Origin of the sequence: Chromatocurvus halotolerans (assembly GCF_004340525.1) — a bacterium.
Lineage (GTDB): Bacteria > Pseudomonadota > Gammaproteobacteria > Pseudomonadales > Halieaceae > Chromatocurvus > Chromatocurvus halotolerans.
Genome location: NZ_SLWX01000006.1, coordinates 18,014 through 37,234 on the forward strand (window position 1 = coordinate 18,014; position 19,221 = coordinate 37,234).

The window sequence follows — 19,221 nt, forward strand, 5'->3', positions numbered from 1 at the left end:
AGGAGCAGCATGAGGTTTTTAGCCAAATATATCTTCGCCGGTATCGTCGCCATTCTTGGCCCCCAAGGCGCGAGCATGGCCACTGCACAGCAAGCCGTGATCGTCGGCCTCGATATTTCCAAGTCAAACGCTTTTATCACCGACCAAGCGGTCGCCAGCCGAGCCGCGTCGTATATGGCAGGCATAATCGAAAGCCTGTCGCGTTCCGATGTCGTTCGTGTTCGCACCCTGGGCGATTACGGCATGCGAGCGAACCCACTCCGGCTTGATCTGGTCGTATCGCGCAAGACACCGGCCAGGAAAATCGCCGCTACCGTCCAACGGCTGGTCGAAGCGCTCCCCACCCTCGTCGCCGAAGGGCGCGTCCAAGCCTCCGGCACAACGCAGATTTCCGCTTTCCTTATCGATGAGGCCCGCTCACTGGAATGCACCGGAAAGGCGGGCGGGTTTTATCTGCTTTCAGACGGCATCGAGGCGTCACAGGCCACCAATCCAAAGGCGCTCACGAACGGCAAAACGGGGTTACCCACTCCGCCAACGGGCGTTCTGTCGAACTGTCAGCTCACGATGCTCGGCATCGGGGAGACCGTAAATGGGGCCAATTCCGCACACACACGTAACCTGATCGCGGCGTGGCAAGCGTGGGCCGAACATGCTGGCGCTGATTTCATTCCAAAGCCGGTTTTTTAAGGGCAGCGGCAATGAATCGTGGAATATTCAGAAAAAAACAGACTGAAAGCCGCATAAATCCGGGGTTTATTTACTTTCTGGAAAGGTTTTTCTCAGAAAATGGAGGTGTAGGACTGGTCTGTTAGTAGACCAGTAAAGAAAAAATTATGCAGGGTCTTGATGTAGAAAAATATCGTCCCTATGTGGACGGCTTCGACTTGAGCCAGGAGCAACAGGATGAGCTGCTCAAGGCGATGTGGTCGATGCTCGAGACCTTTGTAGACAGATCTTTCGAGGAAGACCCAGTTCAGCATTTACTGGGGACAGCTTCTGATTCGGATGGAAAGTCAAGAAATGATGAAGTAGATTCAGATGAGAAGTGGATAGATAAACGAGAGCCGAGACAATGAACGAGTTGCTAAAACCCGCTGTTATTTATTGTCGCGTGTCGAGCGTCAATCAGACGCGACGCGGCGACGGACTGGCATCACAGGAGTCCAGATGCCGGGAATTCGCAAAATTCCGAAACTATGATGTGCTGGACGTCTTTACAGACGACATGACGGGGACTTCGGCGGATCGCCCCGGCCTCAAGAAAATGCTGGCGCTTCTGCGACGACAGAGGAGCTCGGATATCTGTGTCATCATCGACGACATTACCCGCCTTGCCAGGGGCCTGAGCGTCCATCTGGAGCTGCGAGAAGCGCTTCGGGGGTTTGGCGCGACGCTTCTCTCCCCTTCCATGGAATTCAAGGACGATCCGGATTCAATGTTCGTCGAACATGTGCTCGCGAGTGTGTCTGAGCACCATTCCGGGAAAAACCGCGATCAGACGATTTCCCGCATGCGCGGACGCATGCTCAACGGTCACTGGCCATTCAATCCGCCGGTTGGATACACATGGGCAAAGCTGCCTGAGCATGGGAAGACCTATGTTCGGGATGAGCCGGTTGCTTCCATACTTCAAGAAGCACTTGAAGGCTTTGCGAACGGGCGTTTCGAGACACAGGCGGAGGTAAGGAGGTTTCTGGAAGCGCAACCCGCATTCCCAAAGAACCGGAAAACCGGGAAGCTGACCAATCAGCGCGTCAAGGATGTGCTGACTCAACGGCTTTACGCTGGCTATATTGAATACCCAAAGTGGAACGTCAGCCTTCGTAAAGCCCAGTTTGACCCCATCATCAGCTTCGAAGTGTTTCAGCGCATTCAGGATCGGCTGAACGGTCGCCCCAAGGCACCAGCTCGCAAAGACATCAGCGTCGATTTCCCCTTACGGGGATTCGTCCTTTGCGATGAATGCGAGAAGCCGTTGACGGCGTGCTGGTCCAAGGGCCGTAAAAAGCACTATCCCTACTACTACTGCGTAACGTCAGGCTGCGAGAGCCGTGGCAAGTCAGTCCGCAAGGAAACAATTGAAGCAGAGTTCGACGATCTGCTCGCCGATGCCAAGCCGACACAAAGGCTTTTCGATCTTGCGGGGGCAATGTTCCGTGATATGTGGGATCAGAGGATTCAGCGCGTAGGTGAACGCAAGCAGGCTATGCAGCGACAGCTTTCAAAGATTGAGAGCCAGGTCGAGAGCATCGTTGATCGAATTGTGAGCACCGAGAATGCGCGAGTTGTCGAAACCTACGAAAAGCGACTGGCGCGCCTGGATGCGGACAAGATCGTTCTCAACGAAAAGATCGAAAAAGCCGGTAAGCCGGTCGATACCTTCGAGGAGTCGTTTCGAACCGCTCTGTCGTTTCTCGGAAACCCGCAGAAAATCTGGCGTTCCGGGCGATTCGAGGATCAGCGGGCAGTGCTCAGGTTGACCTTTGCGGACAACTTAAAATATGCCCCAAAAAAGGGTTTTCGAACCGCTAATTTATCCTTACCTTTCAAGCTCTTACGGGATTTTTCAGTCGCGAAAAATGGAGTGGCGCGCCTGAGAGGATTCGAACCTCTGACCACCTGATTCGTAGTCAGGTACTCTATCCAGCTGAGCTACAGGCGCGCAGGGTCGCCACTATAGGGAGACCAAAAGCCCAAGTCAAGGCCTCCGGGTGCCTGCTCATCGCACTCTGGCCGCGCCACCATCCAGCATGCCGGCGTGGGTCAGCAGGTTCTGCATAAGAGACCGCAGTCGCTCGGAAACATCCTCGAGTTCAGCCAGGGCACCTGCGTCCAGTAGCCCCGCGGCATCGCGGAAAGCCGCGCACAGATATTGTGCCAGCACGTGTACCCTGCGATGCAGCCGCCGCAGTTCAGTCAGCGTAGCACGCGACAGGTGACTGTCCGGGAGGGCCTCAATCCAGGTCGTAAAACGACAGTCCGCCTCATCCAGCGGCGGGGGTCGCGTTGTCCGCCCGCTCAGGTACGCCTGGACGCCGGCAATCCACGCCCGATGACGGACTTCCGCGTGCAGCAGCGCGGCGCCCATGGTGTTGACCGGCGCCAGTTCCGTCCAGGTGGGGTCGGGACGCCACTGAAAGATCCATCGGTGCAGTTCGGCAATCGGCATTGGCCTTGCAATACCATAGCCCTGCACGGCAGCGCAGCCAAGGCGAAGCAGCAGAGCCGCATGATCTGCAGTCTCCACACCTTCGGCGACCACATCAATGCCAAAGGCCTCACCCAGATCGATCACGCCGCGGACGATCGCCAGGTCATCGGGGTCTGTCAGCATGTCACGGACGAAGCCGGCATCAATCTTGATCTCGTCCAGCGGAAGAATCTTGAGGTAATGCAGAGAGGAATATCCCGTGCCGAAATCGTCGAGCGCAAAGCGCACACCGAGACCGCGACATTTTTCCATGGTCATCACCGCCTGATCCATGTCGGGAATCAGGCTGCTTTCCAGCACTTCCAGTCGCAGCACGCCATCGGGCAGATCCCGGTGCTGCGACATGACGGCGGCGAGACGGCCGGCGAAATCGCCGCTTAGCAGGTGGACAGCATCCAGGTTGACGCTGAGGCCAATGCGCACATCCGGAAGATCGCGGTAAAGTCCGGCAAAGTCGTCAAGCGCCTGACGCAGCACCCACTCCCCCAGCTTCACCGCGAGCCTGTCCTCGTTGACGGCGAGGTGAAGGAATTCACCGGGTGCCAACAATCCCTGCTCGGGATGCTGCCAGCGAACCAGGGCCTCGACACCGGTTGTCACGCCAGCGCGCAGATCCACTTTCGGCTGGTAGTGCAGGAGCAGTTCATTGTTGTCAATTGCCCGCGACAGTCTGTCGACATGCCGGCGGCGCTGCTTCTCGGTCTCGTCGAGCGCACTGTCGAAATACACGACGCGATTCTTTCCCGCGTGCTTCGCTTCATACATCGCCTGATCCGCCTGTCGCAGAAGCTGATCCGCATCCAGCGCCACATCGCCCTGGGGAAAGAAGCTCACCCCCATGCTCGCCGAGACTCGCAGACTGTGCCCGCCTACCTCAATGGGCTCGGCCATGGCCATTGCCAGACGCGTGAAAAAATCGTCCAGCACGCCGCTTTCCGGAAGGTCGAGTAACAGGAGAACAAACTCGTCGCCGCCCATTCTGGAAACGGTGTCCGATTCGCGCACAAGCGACCTGAGGCGCGCGCCAGCCGCAACCAGCAATCCGTCACCGATGCTGTGACCATAGGTATCGTTGATACTCTTGAAGCCGTCCAGGTCGATAAAGCAGACAGCGACGGGCTGGCCTCGGCGCACCGCGAGAGACATCGCCTGACGCAGACGATCAGCCAGCAGCGTGCGATTCGCCAGGCCGGTCAGTGCATCGTAAAACGCGGTGTACTCCAGCTGTTGCTGATAGTGCTTCTGTGCCGTGATGTCGGAAAAAAGGCCGACGAGGTTGGCCACGCCCCCATCCGCACCGACAATGGCGCTAACCGTGAGAAAGGCCTCGAATCGCCCGCCGTCAGAGCGCCGGCTTGGCAGCTCGCCGGTCCAGAACCCCTGTTCGGACAATGCACGCCACATGTCCTCATAGCGTGCCGCAGAGGCGGCACCGGCGACCAGAAAGTCCAGCGGTCTGCCCAGGGCGTCCCTGTCGTCATAGCCGGTGATTGCCGTGAACGCAGCATTGATCTCGACGATGCGCCGTTCCCCGTCGAGAATGAATATCGCCTCGTGGCTGTGGGTGAATACGCTCGCCCACAGCTCCAGTCGGGCCCGCGCCGCCCGCTGCGCCGTCATGTCGATATCGATGCAGTACATTTCACACTCGCCGCGGCTGTTGACCTGCAGCGCGTGACTTGAGTAAACCGACACTGCGGAACCATCCCGCCGCTGCAGCGTCAATTCGCCGGAATCGACCGCCGGCCCGCCGGAAAGCCAGCGCAACGCGCCCCTCTCGACATCGTCTCGCAGTGTCTCGGGGATGATGAGATCGAGCAGTGACTGTCCTATCGCCTCCTCCGCTTTCCAGCCGTAAATCAGCTCACTTCCCCGGTTCCAGAAAATCAGCCTGAGGTCACGATCGTAGCCCTGCACCGCGATGTTGGGGATGTCCTCCAGCAGTCGGCGGAAACGCTGCTCGCTGCTCGCCAGCGCAATTTCCGCCTGCTTGCGGGCGCTATCGTCCATGAGAATGCCATGGATTGCCTGGACCTCACCGTGGTCGTCGCGCACCAGCCAGGTATGGTCGTCAATCCAGATGTAGCTGCCGTCGCGCCGGTAAAGCCGATAGGTCTGTCGATATTCGTCAGGTCCATGGTGGACATGCGCTGCCACGGCCGCTTCGATTGCGGGCAGATCATCGGGATGGATGAGATCGCTGTACAGAATCTCGCCGGCAATGAACTCTTCGGCGGTATAACCTAGCTGACGGATGTTATCGCTGGCGTATTCGAGGGGCCATCCCGGTTCATTGCGCCAGACAACCGCAACGGCAGGGGAGAGTTCGACGATGTCCGACAGCTGCTGCAGGCGCTGGCGTGTCTCCTCATGCAGCCAGAGATTGACCAGCATCTGCGCAAAAACCTGCAGAAGGCGCAGTTCCTGCCCACTGTAGTCGCGCTGGCGGCGCACGGCGTCGAACCCACAGAAGCCGATGCATTCGCCCTCCTGCAGCATGGGTACCATCGCCGTGCTGAGGATCTGTTGATGCTCCAGAACACGCCGGATAGGCCTGTCACCCAATGCCTGCACATCCTCCACCACCACGGGCTCACCGCGCCGATGCAGGTCCACCCACTCCCCCAGCGTGGCGGTGTCGACGACTGCCTCTGCCGCGAGTTGCGGACTGATACCGGGGGCACACCATTCGTGAGAATAGACAGCGCGACCCTGTGGGAAATCGTAAAGAAAGATATAGCCGCGATCGGCGCCGACAAACGCAGCAATCTGACCCAGCGCGTGGTCGACAACCTCGGAAAGCGGTGTGTCGGGGCGGTGGATCAGGGTCGTGGCGAGTCGCGCCAGCAGTTCGCTGAGTCGAATCTCGTAATCCGGGTGCGCTGCGCGACCCGAATCCACCCCTCGATCGCGCGGACTCATGGTTACCTCATGCCTTTCCGCGTCGTGAAACGCGGACTGTCGCAAGGGCGGTCAGGCCACATGGCCGCCTGTGCGGGTCAGGGCTGAAGGAACCCTGACTCCGACGAAAAGAACAGCCGTAGTGGCGTTTTCGGCGCTCCCTTGAAATGCACGAGCAGGCCGTAGAAATTGTTGTCGTAATCGTCAACCCACTCATACTCGAACTCAGGCAGCAAATTCTTGAACTCGAACTCCTGCGGCCGTTGCCCCACCACGCGCACTTCTTCCATATCCATCACATCAGCCATGCGCACTTTGGGAATGGCGATCTGCAGGTGCGTCGCGCCGCTATCATCCTGTGTGACTTCCCTCACCTGAATACCGGTATCGGCATCCTGGAAACCTCTCACCATTTCAATCCAGTTGGTCTGCAGCAGATCATCGCCGCGGGCGCCCAGCGCCACGACCAGCAGCAGCGGTGCGACGGCCGCGAGAAAAGTCGCGGACCGCATTGTTTTCGTAATGGTTAAACTCATCGTTTCAACACCTCATGGTTGTCGCAGCGCAGACCGGCTTAAAGAAGCACAGAAGTGCGGCGTTATCAATAGCCCAGAAAAATCCTCGCCAGACCGGCGAGACTGACTGCCAGCAGCCCGCCACCCAGGACGCGGAAAAACATCGACGTCTCGGCACGCAGCGTAAAGCGATGAAACCGAAGCCCCAGCACGTGGCCGACGGCCGCACAGGGCAGCAGCCACAAGTGATGTTCCCACTGCAGATCGACACCGCTGATCACAAATGCCGCGAGCTTGATGCCAACCAGAATAAACCAGAGCACAAATAGCGTATCGCGCAGCTGTTCTCGTCGAACCCGACTGGCGGCCACCGGCACGACCAGCGGAGCAGCTACCAGCGACGTACCGCTGACATACCCCCCGATAATCATGAACAGTGCATCCACCCGCCGGCTGCCGCTGCGGAAGGGCCGATTCAGAATGTAGCTGACCGCGTAGATCGATACCAGCGCAAAGATGAAGGCGCTAACCACATCTGCCGGCAGGGTTATCACCCCTGCCACGCCAATCAGCTTCGGCACCAGCATCAGCGGCAGCGCGTAGCGCAAAAACGCCCAGTTGACCGTATCCGCTGGCGTGTTCTGGTCGGCCTCCCGCCGGCGACGCGCTTCCCACTTCGCTAAGCCGATAGTCAAGGCTGAGAAGAAAAGCAGATGCACCGCGATGATCGGCAGGAAGACAAGAGGCGCATTCAGCAATATCAGAAGAAACGGCAGCGTGAGGACCGCGCCGCCGAATCCGAGTCCTGACCGCACGAAACCGCTCCAGACGAACAACAGGCCGATACAGGCATATTGCCAGACCTCGAGGTCAGCCACCGGGCGCGCTCGCGTTTATGATGACGCCGCCTGCGGTGGCAGAATGTCCAGCAGTCTGGCGGGCGACTCCGTGGCCGTCAGCAGCGTTCTGCCAGACGCGGCATCGAGACCATTGACCTGCAGATTGTCTCGCAGCGAGCGCGCCAGCGCAGAGGCCATCAGTCGCGGGTAGAAAGGCAGTTCGGATACGTGAAAAGGCAGGGTGTCTGTCAACGGTTCCTCCGTATTCACCGCGGCAAGAAACGCTTCCATGTGCCGTTCAAGCGCCTCGACGACCTCAGGGCTCTCTGCCAGTCCTTCCGCCGCGACCAGCGACCAGGTCATATCCCGTCGCAGGTCGCAGCGTGCAATGTGAATACCCGGCTGTCGTGAACCCCATTCCTGCGGCGCGATCAGTGACAGACGCCAGATGTCGCCACATTTGTAGAGATGATAACGGTTCCCCGGCACAGGCCGGAACTCGAATCGGGCGGCCAGGACCAGCGATGAGGCACAGAAGTCGGCAAGCAGTGACTGCACAGGGCGAGGCGATGTCGCTCGCGCCGGCCGGGTGTCGTTCCATGCCTGCAGTGCCGGCACCAGTCCCTTGCCCTGAGGATTCGCGTGTTTCATGACAGCATTCCGGCCTGCTCGGGACGACGCCCACAGAATGCCGGATACGCGCTTGAAGTCGGCGTTTCCGGGGGTACACTGGAGGGAGGATTACACACTCAGACACCTGATGGGGATAACAACATGATTTCAACCAACTCGCGCACGTTTTTTCTGGGGGGCGGTTTGTCGGCACTGGCCCTCGTATACGCCAGCACAGCCCTTGCTGGATCAGCCACCGTCGAGTCGCCAAACGGCGAGCGCATGGTGTTTGAGTATGCCGATGGCAACAAGCTGCGTCTCAATACGCCTCAGCAGGACACCTACATGCTCGTGCGCGACAACACGCTGTACGCGGTATCCTACAACAACGGCCAGCCCATGGTCGTGAATGCCTCCACAATGATGAAGGGCTTTGCCGATATGGCAAAGATGACCGAACAGGCGGCACCCGCCGGCGCCACGGCCGAGGTGGTGTCCATCAAGGCAACCGGACGCCGCGAAACCGTCGCCGGCATCAATGGGGAGATCTACGAGATCACCACCCGCGAGGAAGGCGACAACATCACCCAGGAGGTGGTGATGTCTTCAGACGCCAGAGCCCTGGAGTTCCGCGACGCACTGTTCACGATGATCCGCGCCAGCACTGAGGCGATGGATGAGGAACTGCGCCGCAACAGCGAGGATTTTCGCAACCGGCTTGGCGACATGAACATGGGCATCCTGCGCTACGGCACAGAAATGAAACTTGCCGCGATTGACGGTGACACCGTGGCGGCAGCGCGCTTTGAACTCCCGGCAAAACCCGTGGACATGAACGACCTTGGCGGACTGATGGGAGCCTTCAGTGGCGCTGCAAGCCAGAGCGCTGGCGGCGCTGATGCTGGCGAGGAGTCCCAGGACGCCGGCAGTGGCGTTGGCGGGCTGTTTTCCGGGATGATGGAGAAACTGGGAGGCAACGAAGACGCCAGCGAAAGCGAGGCAGAAGAAGACGCGTCCAACCCGGCGCAAGAAGCCGGAGAAGCCGTTGGCAAGGCTTTCAAGAAACTCTTCGGCAAATAAACCTTTGCAAGGTGGTGAGTCGCGCCGGTCCCATCCGGTGCGACTCACAACGGCAATGATGTCGTATTTTTAAGCTCTTCCATGACAAAGCCTGCGCTCACGTCAAACAGATCCGCCGCAATCAGTTCCTGATACAGGCGGTCGTAATCCGGCATGTCAGCGACCACCGCCTTGAGCAGATAGTCCACATCGCCACCCATGCGATAGGCCTCAAGAATACCGGGAATATTGTCAATCACCTCGCGAAATTGCCGACTCCAGGCGGCGTTATGGTGATTGGTGCGTACGGAGATGAAAACGGTCAGCGACAGACCCAGGGCGGCCGGATTGAGCAGCATGACCTGCTGCCGGATGATACGGCTCTCGCGCAACTTCTGAAGGCGTCGCCAGCAAGCCGAACGCGACATGTTCACCGATTCCGCCAGCTCCACCAGCGGCAGGGAAGCGTCACGCTGCAGCTGCCGCAGCAGCCGCAGATCCGCCGCGTCCAGCCGTGTGTCCTGCGTCATTTGTGCATCCCCCATCCGGGGCGACCATCAGCCGGGCGACTGCCGAGAATCAGCGACATGTTTTTTCCGGTAAAAGCCATGTATTCGACCATTATTCCCGATATAGACCGTTAAAGGGCAAGAAATAGAACACACCTGCCATCGATACGCAAATATCCTATAGGCCTGATAATTGAGATGATGACTGCCCGGAGGTAGCACGGCCATGAACGGAACATCCCGCACCCTGATCGACCGTATACAGCGCAGCGTTATCGGTCAGTATCGCCCGATAACGACGCCCTTCGGGACGCGGCCCCTGGTTTATGCCGATTACACTGCATCCGGTCGCAGCCTCGACTTCATCGAGCACATCGTGAGCGATCAGGTTCTGCCGTACTACGCCAATACGCACACGGAGGCGTCCCTCACCGGCGCCCAGACGACGGCGCTGCGTGAGGCCGCACGCAAACAGATTCGCAGCGCCATCAATGCCGGCGATGATGACGCGGTGATTTTCTGTGGCGCCGGCGCCACCGCAGCGATCAATCGCCTCATCGACATGCTTGGCCTGTGTGCTCCCCGGGAAGCCGCCGCGGCCCCAGGCGACCCTGACACCAAGGCAGCGGAACACACCCAGCAAGCGGTCATATTCGTCGGCCCCTACGAGCACCACTCCAATGAACTGCCCTGGCGTGAGTCAACCGCGACGGTCGTTCGCATTCCCACCGATGAGCATGGCGACATTGACCGGCGAGCCCTGGAAGCCGCGCTCGCGAAATATAGGAACTGCGCACTTCGCATCGGCAGTTTCTCGGCGGCGTCCAACGTCACCGGCATCCGCAGCGATGTTGCCGGCATTACCCGCATTCTCAAGGCACATGGCGCGCTGGCATTCTGGGACTATGCCGCGGCAGGACCCTACGTGGGCATCGACATGAACCCCGGCGACCACAACATCGATGCCGTTTTTCTCTCACCACACAAGTTTGTGGGTGGCCCCAGCACACCGGGGATACTCGCCGTCAAGAAGAGACTGCTGAGAAATGCGGTGCCGACGGTTGTCGGTGGCGGCACGGTGTCTTACGTGACCGCCGAGCACCATCGCTTCATTGATGCCCCGGAACGCCGGGAGGAAGGCGGAACGCCGGCGATTGTCGAATCCATCCGTGCCGGGCTGGTGTTCAAGCTGCAGCAGACGGTCGGCACCGACACCATTGAAGCCATAGAGCACGAACGCATACAGACCGCACTGAAGCGACTTTCCGCGTTCAAGGAGATCGACATCCTGGGCGGCACGGAGGCCCGGCGTCTTTCCATTGTTTCACTTCGCTTTCTCTGTGGTGAGCGCGAACTGCACTACGGCTTCGTGATAGCCCTGCTCAACGATCTTTTTGGCATTCAGGCGCGCGGCGGGTGTTCCTGTGCCGGGCCCTATGGCCATCTGTTGCTGGGGCTGGATAGGGCGCGCTCGAGGGCTCTGGAGGAGCGCAGTGCCAACGGAGAGAGCGCCCTACGGCCGGGCTGGGTGAGGCTGAATTTCAACTACTTCATCAGCGAGGCCGAGTTCCACTATCTGCTGGATGCCATCTGCCTGATTGCCAGCGATGGCTGGCGGCTGCTGCCGCACTACGCGCTGGATCCGGGCACCGGCGTGTGGCGCTACCACGGCGTAGCGCCGCAGCTGCCGGTCAGCCTTGATGCGATCAACTTCCTCGAGGAGCCCCCCCGGTCCGACACGCAGCCGCCGTCCGAGCCGGACTTCGAGCAGCTGATAGCCGACGCGAGAGACATTCTGGCAACGGCAAGTGCTGCAGGACACACAGCGGCAGCCGCAGATTCACCGCGCAGGATTGACTGCGATGATCCCGAGCGCTGGTTCACCATCGCTGAAGACCTGTCCCGACAGACGCCGGCGGCAGTCTGAACACCACTCTACACCCGGCCTGTCTGTCCGGAAGCCATGCGAAAAGATCTGATGCGTAGAGGTGCCACTATTGCGTAGACTGGCGGGATGACAAGCGGCATCAAATTCTCCTGGCGCACCCTCGCCGCCCTGCTGTTCTTCGCCAGCGGAATTATCGCCTTCGCCACCGGCGCCTCCGTCACCGAGCGACCGGATGTCACACATGCGGGCCTGCTGGCGCAGGCCTATTACAGCCTCAGCCTGTTCGTGGTGGGTGGCGTTGAGCTGGGCACGCCGGAAGGCGGACCGGCCCTTAGCAGGGCTCTGCTCTGGCTCGCCTATTTCGGCTCACCGATACTCGCAGCGACAACGCTGATTGATGTTTTGCTGCGCGTTCTGTCACCGCACAACCTGCACATGCGTCGCCTGCGCCATCACATCGTCGTCATCGGCACGGGAGAGCTGGCAATGAGCTATCTCCGTGTGCTGCGGCAGCGTGACCGCAGCGTGCCGGTGATTATTGTCTCGCGCCAGGAGCCAGAAGCCTCGATCGCCGATGAGTTGCGCGAAACCTATGATGCGATTGTTATCACCGGCGACATCACACACGAATTCTGCCTGAAGCAGCTGCGCGTCAAGCGGGCACGCCGCATCGTCCTGCTGTCGGACAACAGCCTGCGCAGTTACGAAGCCGCCAGCATCATGCAGCGCATGGTTCCCGGAATTGGCAAACGCATCGTGATGCACTGCGCGAACCTTCGCTTCATGCGCGCGATGCAGCACACCGACGTTGCCAAGCGCTGCGAGATCTTCAACTCCTACCATCTCGCCGCATCGGGTCTCGTGCGGGAACATCTGATGCAGCGTTTTCTGGACACCAGCGGGCGCGATATTGTGGTGCTGTCGGGCTTCGGCCGTTTCGGCCAGACCATCATCGAACAGCTGCAGGCGCACGCCCTGCGGGAGCTGGAAACGGTCGCGATCATCGAGAGGGATGCCGTGCGTCGCGTCCTGGTTGCCGAAGAACAGATGACGTTTTCGTCCGGCTACCGGCGCGAAGTGCTGGAGGGTGATATCTCGCATCCCGCGGTGTGGCAGCGCCTGCGCGATGCCGTGCATATCTCCGGTGACGCCAGGAACGTGGTTTTCATTCTCGGCACCGGCAATGAAGAGGATAATCTGCGAACAGCCATCTGGCTGCGTCGCGGCTACCCCAACGCCATGATTATTGCCCGCAGCAGCAAGGCGTCGCTGTTTGCCGAGGAAGTGGGTAAAGAGCACAACATTATCACGGTCAGCATTCACGAGCTGGTAGAACGCAATATTCCTGAACACTGGGTGTAAGACGAATAACGGGGGAATTTGAGAAAGGCGGGGCCGGCGGAGACGGTCATTGCCCCCATCAGGAGACAATGACCGCCATGGCGGGTAAGGAAGAAGCTGTCGACCATCCGCCGCTGCCAGCCCGGGCGGGCGCGTGCAGCGGATGGCGAGACAAGCCTCTGCTTACTGCATGTCCTCCGCACGTTCCGCGAGCTCGGGATCCGTGCGCATACGCTCTGCAATCATGTTGTACTGCGGTACCGTGAGTCCGCTGTCCTCGACTGCAGAAATCATCTTGTTCTGCGCTTCCTGGCGAAGTTCCTGCGCCTTTTCGCCATCGGACGTGGACTGTATCTCGCCTGCGTATTCCTCCTGCACATCCTGCACGGAAGCCATGGCAACCATGAATTGCCCCAACTTCTGGTCCGTCACTTCACCACCCTGCTGCTGCGCGACCGCGTTACCCGCAGTCACGAGCGCCAGGGCAACCAATGCTGCCGAAAAAATGCGGCGCGTTGCGCCAGCTGCAATTTCTGCGGTTTTCACAAGATCTGATACCAACATACTCATCTCTCCTTCTGGTCTGACAAAACGCAGTTTTCACTGCTCACCGTAGAGGAAGCAAGCGACGTGCCAACTGTAAAAACTCCGGTATGACTGAACTTTTCATAACCAGGCCCCACGATTTATGTATCATGGTGATACGTATGGATGATTTTAAGACACACATTTTGCAACACTCCCCGAAAGGCTTCTGTCGCCCCCACCGTCGACAGGGGAGGCAGCAGCTTGGCTGATATAACGGCTGGAGAGACCGGTACACACAGCGACACCTATGACCTGCGACGCGCCATGCTGCTCGGTATCCTCGCGCCCATCGCTCTGCTGTCGGCGGCTCTCGTTCTGGTCGTCGCTCTCTGGGCGGAGCGTTCGCTGGAGGCGCGCCTGCAGGGCGAAATCGAGCTGATCGCCCGCGCCGTCGCCCCCTCGATCAGCACACGACTCGTCGAGAGCGACATACACGGCATCCGCAATAGCCTTGACTCACTCTTCAGCATCCGCCGGGTCTACGGCGTGGCAGTCTATAATGTCGGCGGCGAACTGCTGGTGGCGGCCGGAACCGCGGACAATACGCTGCGCGGCAGCCTAGCCGCGTCGGGCGTGGTCTCGAGCGGGCAGGACGAGGGGGGTTATCGTGAGGTTGACGGGCAGACAGTCTACGCCTACTTCACGCCGCTACTGGACCGCGACGGTCGCATCCAGGGCCTGCTGCAGATGACACGACAGCGCCAGGAAATCACCGATGCTTTGAAGCGGCTGCACCTCACGGCATGGTCCCTGTGGTTTTTCGCGGTTTTCGCCGCCATCGTCATTACCCTTCAGCTATACCGACGACTGATAGGCACCCGCGTGGCCATGCTTCTGACGTCCATCGATGCCTTCGCCCGAGGTGAGCGTGAGCTGAAGCTGGCCATCCGCGCGCCCCGGGAATTTGCGGATATCGGGAACAGCCTCAACAGCATGGCACGCGCAACCCGGGAAGCGGAAATAGCGCTCGCGGCAAAGCAGAATGAAGAGCGGGCACTGCAGCGGCGACTGGACCAGTCCGAGCGCGCTGCTGAAATCGGTCGCGTCGCGGAGGGCCTGGCGCACGAACTGGGCGCGCCGCTGACCGTCATTGACGGTCGCGTGCGGCAGATGGAGCGCCGGCCTGATGCGCCCGGCACCACAGGCGCCATGCAGGAAGTCCGTCAGCAGGTGCAGCGCATGGGAAACATTGTGCGGCAGCTTCTGAGCTACGCGCGACGGGAGAACTCTGGCCACGATGCGATTGAGCTGGCCAACCTTGTCGAGAGAGTCTGTCAGGGAAGCGCGGCAGATGCGCCTCAACCCGAGCTGACCTGCAAAAGCCAGGCGATAATCCAGGGCGACAGGGTGCGCATTGAAATGGCCGTTGCAAACATTGTTCGCAACGCGCAGCGCCACGCTCAGTCGTCAGTCTCGGTGACGGTGGAACGCCGGGGCGGCAACGCTGTCGTGCGCGTCGAGGATGACGGCCCCGGCGTCACCACTGACGACGAGCAGGAAATCTTCAAACCTTTTTTCTCGCGCGAACCCACGGGCAGTGGATCGGGCCTGGGACTGGCCATTGTCAGCAACATCATGCAGGAGCACGGCGGCAATGTGGGCTACTCTCGCGGCAGCCGCGGCGCGATATTCGAGCTGGTATTTCCATCCACGGACAGTGAGGATAATCGATGAAGCGGCGGATTTTACTGGTCGAGGATGATGCAGCCCTGCTGCGTCTGATCCGCGACGAGCTGGATGCCGAAGGCTACCTGGTGGATCAGGTGACTTCGGTCGACGCCGCGCGACAACAGCTGACGGAGAATGACTTCGACCTGGTGGTAACCGATCTGCGCCTGCCGGACGGTACCGGGCACGACGTGCTGGAGACAGCCCGGCAGGCCGAGCCGCGCCCGGCATGCCTGGTGATTACCGCCTTCGGCAGCGTCAGCGATGCTGTCGCTGCGCTGAAGCAGGGTGCCGATGACTTTCTGACCAAGCCCCTGGAAATGGACCATTTCCTGCTCAGCGTCGACCGGCTCATCGAACAGTCATTCCTGCGCCGTGACTACGCGCGCCTGAAGCAGGCCATACAGAGCAAGGACAACCACGGCATCGCCGGCAGCAGCGCACAGATCCAGCGGCTTCGCGAGCAGATCACGGTCATTGCGGCCACGGACGGGCCCGTGCTGATCACCGGTGAAAGCGGGACGGGAAAGGAGCTGGTTGCGCGCAGCCTGCATGCCCAGAGCGAACGCCGGGACGGACCCTTTGTCGCGATCAACTGCGCCGGCATTCCCGGAGAGCTGATCGAGAGCGAGCTCTTCGGCCATGAAGCGGGCGCCTTTACCGATGCCAAGAAAAAACACGCCGGCATTTTCCGGCAGGCCAGCGGCGGCACACTGCTGCTCGATGAGATCGGCGAAATGCCTCTGACGCTGCAGGCCAAGCTATTGCGCGTGCTTCAGGAAGGCAGCGTGCGCTCGATCGGCGCTTCCGGGGAACAGGATGTGGATGTCCGGGTTGTCGCTGCGACCCATCGCAACGTCGAAGAGCTGGTGACATCCGGGGAGTTCCGCGAGGATCTGTATTACCGCCTGGAAACCTTCAAGCTCGAGGTGCCACCGCTGCGCGAAAGACAGGGCGATGTGGAGCTGCTCGCCTCTCTGTTTTTGCGCCAGCACGCGAGCACCACAGGCCGCGACATCGATGGCTTTGATGCCGCCGCACTCGAGGCACTGAACGTCTATACCTTTCCAGGCAACGTCCGGGAGCTGTCGAATGTCATCGAGCGCGCGGTCGCCTTCTGCCAGGGCGCTCTGATCAGCGTCGGGGATCTGCCGGCGCGAATACTGGAAAACCCCGGGCAGGTGTCACTTGGGCACCCTTCGAATGAGCGGGAAACCGGCAACGAGCGCCTGTTCGATGACCTTCCAACGCTCGAGGTTCTGCAGCGCCGCTACGCGCGCCAGGTGCTCGACAGAACCGACGGCAACAAACAGCAGGCGGCGGCGATACTGGGGGTCACCCGAAGCACGCTTTACCGCTGGCTGGCCCGGGATTGACCGGGAGCACCGGGCGGCGGCGAGCCTCAGCCATCATCGGCAACGCGCCGAGGCAGTTGACGCCGACGCTGGAAACGCGGACGCCAGACGCCAAGCAGTACATTCACGATGGCAATTGCCAGCACCACCCAGACCGAGTTCCACTCCGCCTGCATTGCCTGCCCCAGCAACGCCGGATCAATGTCTCCGGCCAGCGCCCGGGCACTGAGTTCCGCTTCCTTTTGTGCCGGACCCTGGACCGTGATCAGGGTGCCCTCAAACATGGACACACCCAGCAGGAGCTTCAGCCAGGCCCAGCCCGCGTTATGAAACGCGGGCGTGATGGACATGGCGAACAGGCCGCTGACCAGTGTGATACCGAGAGATGGCAGCAATATCCACTCGGCCAGTGTTCCCATGGCACCGCGCAGCGCGGCGTACTCGGCCAGGGATTCTGGCGCCGGAAGCTGTGACAACAGCACGATCTGTGCAGCCAGTGCGCCGGTAAGGCCAATGGCTCCCAGCGTATGGAGAAATTTCAGTGTGCGCCGCATGTCAACCCGATCTCCGTTCCCGAGACTGGCCATGATACGCAAAAGCGGGCGTCCATGGATGCACTCCCGCGCCCGAGTACGCCACAAACCCTTGCACCGGCCGGTCCGCAGGCGCCCCGGCGCCTCACCGTCGCGGTTGCGCAAAATACACGTTTTCAATACTTTGCATTGTCTGAGTTAAGTATCCACACTCTGCATCCTCATTACCCATGGGATATCCACTCGCTATGACCCACAGTCAATCCATACCCCCCCTTGTGCCGGCCGCAACACCGCAATGGAGCGCACAGGACAGCGCGTCACTGTACGGCGTGGGCGACTGGGGTGCCGACTACTTCAACGTTGACGATGCGGGCAGGCTGCGGGTGCAGGTGCCGGGCCAGGAAATCAGCGTGCCGATCGTCGACCTGGTCGAGGCCATGCAGCTGCGCGGACTCGAGATGCCGGTGGTGCTGCGCATCGAGAACCTGCTGGACCACCGCATCAGCGAAATCAATACGGCGTTCCAGCGCGCGATCGACAGCAGCGGCTACAACAACCACTACCGTGGCGTCTTCCCGATCAAGGTCAACCAGCAATGCCACGTGATTGAGGAAATTGCCGACTTTGGCCAGCGCTATCACCACGGACTGGAGGCGGGGAGCAAGGCCGAGCTGATCATCGCAATGAGCCAGTTGCGCGACTACGACAGCCTGATCATCTGCAATGGCTACAAGGATCGGGAATTCGTCGAGCTGGGCCTGTACGCCCGCCAGATCGGCATACAGTGCTTCTTCGTGCTGGAAACCCGTTCAGAGCTGGATATCGTGATCGAGTGCAGCAAACGCCTGGGAATCGACCCACTGATCGGCACCCGCATCCGCCTGGCCTCAATGGTAGAAGGTCACTGGAACGAGGACAGCGGCGACCGCTCCATCTTTGGGCTGTCCACGGATTCGCTGATCAGCGTGATCGAAACCCTGAAACAGCATGAGATGCTGCACTGCCTGCAGTTGCTGCACTGCCACCTGGGCTCCCAGATACCGAATATCCGCAATATACGTTCGGGGGTACTGGAAGCCTGCCGTTTCTACGCGGGCATGGTCGCCGAGGGCGCGCCCATGGGGTTCCTCGACGTTGGCGGTGGCCTCGCCGTGGACTACCAGGGCCTGCGCAGCAACGAGACCCACAGCATGAACTACGGTCTCGACGAGTACTGCATCAACATTATTGAAACACTGCAGGAATCCCTGGACGCCGAGGGCATTCCCCATCCGGTACTGGTCTCGGAGTCAGGCCGGGCGCTCGTCGCCTATTCCTCCATGCTGCTGTTCAACGTTCTCGATGTACGTGACCACCGGCCGGGGCAGCTGCCGGCAACACTTGACGATGACGCGCATGATCTCATCGTCAATCTGCACAGCGTGCTGGACAATGTCCACGTCGACAACCTCCAGGAGTGCTATAACGATGCCATCTACTATCGCGATGAACTGCGTGAAATGTTTCACCGCGGGATGGCGTCGCTGCGCGAGCGGGCGCTGGCGGAAAATTATGCACTGGGCATCTTTGAGAGAGTCGCCGCCCTGCTGCCCGAAGCGCGCCGGGTATCGCCTGAGCTGAGCGACCTCCCGGTGATGCTCGCCGATATCTACTATGGCAACTTCAGTCTGTTCCAGTCTCTGCCGGACATCTGGGCCATAGACCAGCTGTTTCCCATCATGCCTATCCATCGGCTGGACGAGAAGCCGGAACGACAGGCAGTCATCGCCGACATTACCTGTGACTGCGACGGCAAGATAGATCGCTTTTCCTATCTGGGAGACACACACAGCACGCTACCGCTGCATCCACTCGTCGAAAGCAGCGAATACTACCTCGGGGTGTTCCTGGTGGGCGCCTATCAGGAAACCCTGGGCGACCTGCACAACCTGTTCGGCGACACCACAGTTGTCAGCGTGCACATTGAACCGGATGGCTCGTTCGAGTTTGTTCGCGAGTTTCATGGCGACAGCATTGCCGATGTACTGTCATACGTGGAATATGAACCCAAGAACGTTCTGGAACAGTTCCGAAAAGTGGCGGAGCGTGCGGTGCGCGACGGTCGCATCAACGTTGAGGAACGCCAGAACATGCTGCGTGCCTTCCGCGACAGCCTGAACGGTTATACCTATTTCGAGCGCTGAAACCGGCGCGAAG

At 60.1% G+C, this 19,221-nt stretch carries 16 protein-coding genes and 1 tRNA gene; 9 read left to right on the forward strand and 8 right to left on the reverse strand.

The window, feature by feature from the left end:
• The first annotated feature begins 9 nt into the window (after nt 1-9).
• The 3 genes from EV688_RS08545 to EV688_RS08555 all read left to right on the forward strand — a co-directional run bounded on the left by EV688_RS08545 (nt 10) and on the right by EV688_RS08555 (nt 2,626).
• Entirely contained in the window at nt 10-690 is a 681-nt protein-coding gene (locus EV688_RS08545) for a hypothetical protein (RefSeq protein WP_117316096.1), read from the forward strand.
• 146 nt (nt 691-836) lie between these two features.
• Entirely contained in the window at nt 837-1,079 is a 243-nt protein-coding gene (locus tag EV688_RS08550) for a hypothetical protein (RefSeq protein WP_117316095.1), read from the forward strand.
• Nucleotides 1,076-2,626: a recombinase family protein gene (locus EV688_RS08555; RefSeq protein WP_117316093.1), complete on the forward strand. Its 1,551-nt coding sequence runs from the start codon at nt 1,076-1,078 to the stop codon at nt 2,624-2,626. Before EV688_RS08550 ends, EV688_RS08555 begins: the two co-directional genes overlap by 4 nt.
• Here the strand turns inward: EV688_RS08555 and EV688_RS08560 are convergent.
• The 5 genes from EV688_RS08560 to EV688_RS08580 all read right to left on the reverse strand — a co-directional run bounded on the left by EV688_RS08560 (nt 2,589) and on the right by EV688_RS08580 (nt 8,120).
• A tRNA-Arg gene (locus tag EV688_RS08560) sits at nt 2,589-2,665 on the reverse strand. The genes EV688_RS08555 and EV688_RS08560 overlap by 38 nt on opposite strands.
• Before the next feature lie 57 nt (nt 2,666-2,722).
• On the reverse strand, nt 2,723-6,136 hold the full coding sequence (locus EV688_RS08565) for an EAL domain-containing protein (protein WP_117316091.1): 3,414 nt from the start codon (nt 6,134-6,136) through the stop codon (nt 2,723-2,725).
• Nucleotides 6,137-6,213: 77 nt separating this feature from the next.
• The gene (locus EV688_RS08570; RefSeq protein WP_131917606.1) at nt 6,214-6,651 is read right to left on the reverse strand and encodes a hypothetical protein; all 438 of its coding nucleotides are present in this window, start codon (nt 6,649-6,651) and stop codon (nt 6,214-6,216) included.
• Between the two features lie 65 nt (nt 6,652-6,716).
• Nucleotides 6,717-7,508 carry a TSUP family transporter gene (locus EV688_RS08575; protein ID WP_117316088.1) on the reverse strand — a complete coding sequence of 264 codons (792 nt, stop codon included), beginning with the start codon at nt 7,506-7,508 and terminating at the stop codon, nt 6,717-6,719.
• Between the two features lie 15 nt (nt 7,509-7,523).
• On the reverse strand, nt 7,524-8,120 hold the full coding sequence (locus tag EV688_RS08580) for a DUF2452 domain-containing protein (protein WP_117316086.1): 597 nt from the start codon (nt 8,118-8,120) through the stop codon (nt 7,524-7,526).
• A gap of 123 nt (nt 8,121-8,243) precedes the next feature.
• Between EV688_RS08580 and EV688_RS08585 the strand changes: the two genes are divergently transcribed.
• Nucleotides 8,244-9,161: a hypothetical protein gene (locus EV688_RS08585; protein WP_117316085.1), complete on the forward strand. Its 918-nt coding sequence runs from the start codon at nt 8,244-8,246 to the stop codon at nt 9,159-9,161.
• 44 nt (nt 9,162-9,205) lie between these two features.
• Here the strand turns inward: EV688_RS08585 and EV688_RS08590 are convergent, their stop codons facing one another.
• On the reverse strand, nt 9,206-9,670 hold the full coding sequence (locus tag EV688_RS08590) for an Lrp/AsnC family transcriptional regulator (protein WP_117316083.1): 465 nt from the start codon (nt 9,668-9,670) through the stop codon (nt 9,206-9,208).
• A 205-nt stretch (nt 9,671-9,875) separates the two neighbouring features.
• Here EV688_RS08590 and EV688_RS08595 point away from each other — a divergent pair, with 205 nt between their 5' ends.
• Together EV688_RS08595 and EV688_RS08600 are read left to right on the forward strand one after the other, a co-directional pair.
• Entirely contained in the window at nt 9,876-11,576 is a 1,701-nt protein-coding gene (locus tag EV688_RS08595) for an aminotransferase class V-fold PLP-dependent enzyme (RefSeq protein WP_117316081.1), read from the forward strand.
• Nucleotides 11,577-11,663: 87 nt separating this feature from the next.
• Nucleotides 11,664-12,899 (forward strand): NAD-binding protein, encoded by a 1,236-nt coding sequence (locus EV688_RS08600; RefSeq protein ID WP_117316079.1) that lies wholly within the window; start codon nt 11,664-11,666, stop codon nt 12,897-12,899.
• A 162-nt stretch (nt 12,900-13,061) separates the two neighbouring features.
• Here EV688_RS08600 and EV688_RS08605 read toward each other — a convergent pair whose 3' ends face one another.
• Complete coding sequence (locus EV688_RS08605; protein ID WP_162883837.1) at nt 13,062-13,442, reverse strand: DUF4168 domain-containing protein; 381 nt, start codon at nt 13,440-13,442, stop codon at nt 13,062-13,064.
• A gap of 225 nt (nt 13,443-13,667) precedes the next feature.
• On the opposite strand from EV688_RS08605, the gene EV688_RS08610 reads away from it, so the two are divergent.
• Complete coding sequence (locus EV688_RS08610; RefSeq protein ID WP_162883836.1) at nt 13,668-15,140, forward strand: sensor histidine kinase; 1,473 nt, start codon at nt 13,668-13,670, stop codon at nt 15,138-15,140.
• Entirely contained in the window at nt 15,137-16,510 is a 1,374-nt protein-coding gene (locus tag EV688_RS08615; protein ID WP_117316073.1) for a sigma-54-dependent transcriptional regulator, read from the forward strand. The genes EV688_RS08610 and EV688_RS08615 overlap by 4 nt, the downstream gene beginning before the upstream one ends.
• A gap of 26 nt (nt 16,511-16,536) precedes the next feature.
• Here the strand turns inward: EV688_RS08615 and EV688_RS08620 are convergent, their stop codons facing one another.
• Nucleotides 16,537-17,043: a hypothetical protein gene (locus tag EV688_RS08620; RefSeq protein WP_117316071.1), complete on the reverse strand. Its 507-nt coding sequence runs from the start codon at nt 17,041-17,043 to the stop codon at nt 16,537-16,539.
• 227 nt (nt 17,044-17,270) lie between these two features.
• Here EV688_RS08620 and speA point away from each other — a divergent pair, with 227 nt between their 5' ends.
• On the forward strand, nt 17,271-19,208 hold the full coding sequence (speA, locus tag EV688_RS08625; protein ID WP_117316069.1) for a biosynthetic arginine decarboxylase: 1,938 nt from the start codon (nt 17,271-17,273) through the stop codon (nt 19,206-19,208).
• Nucleotides 19,209-19,221 lie beyond the last annotated feature (13 nt).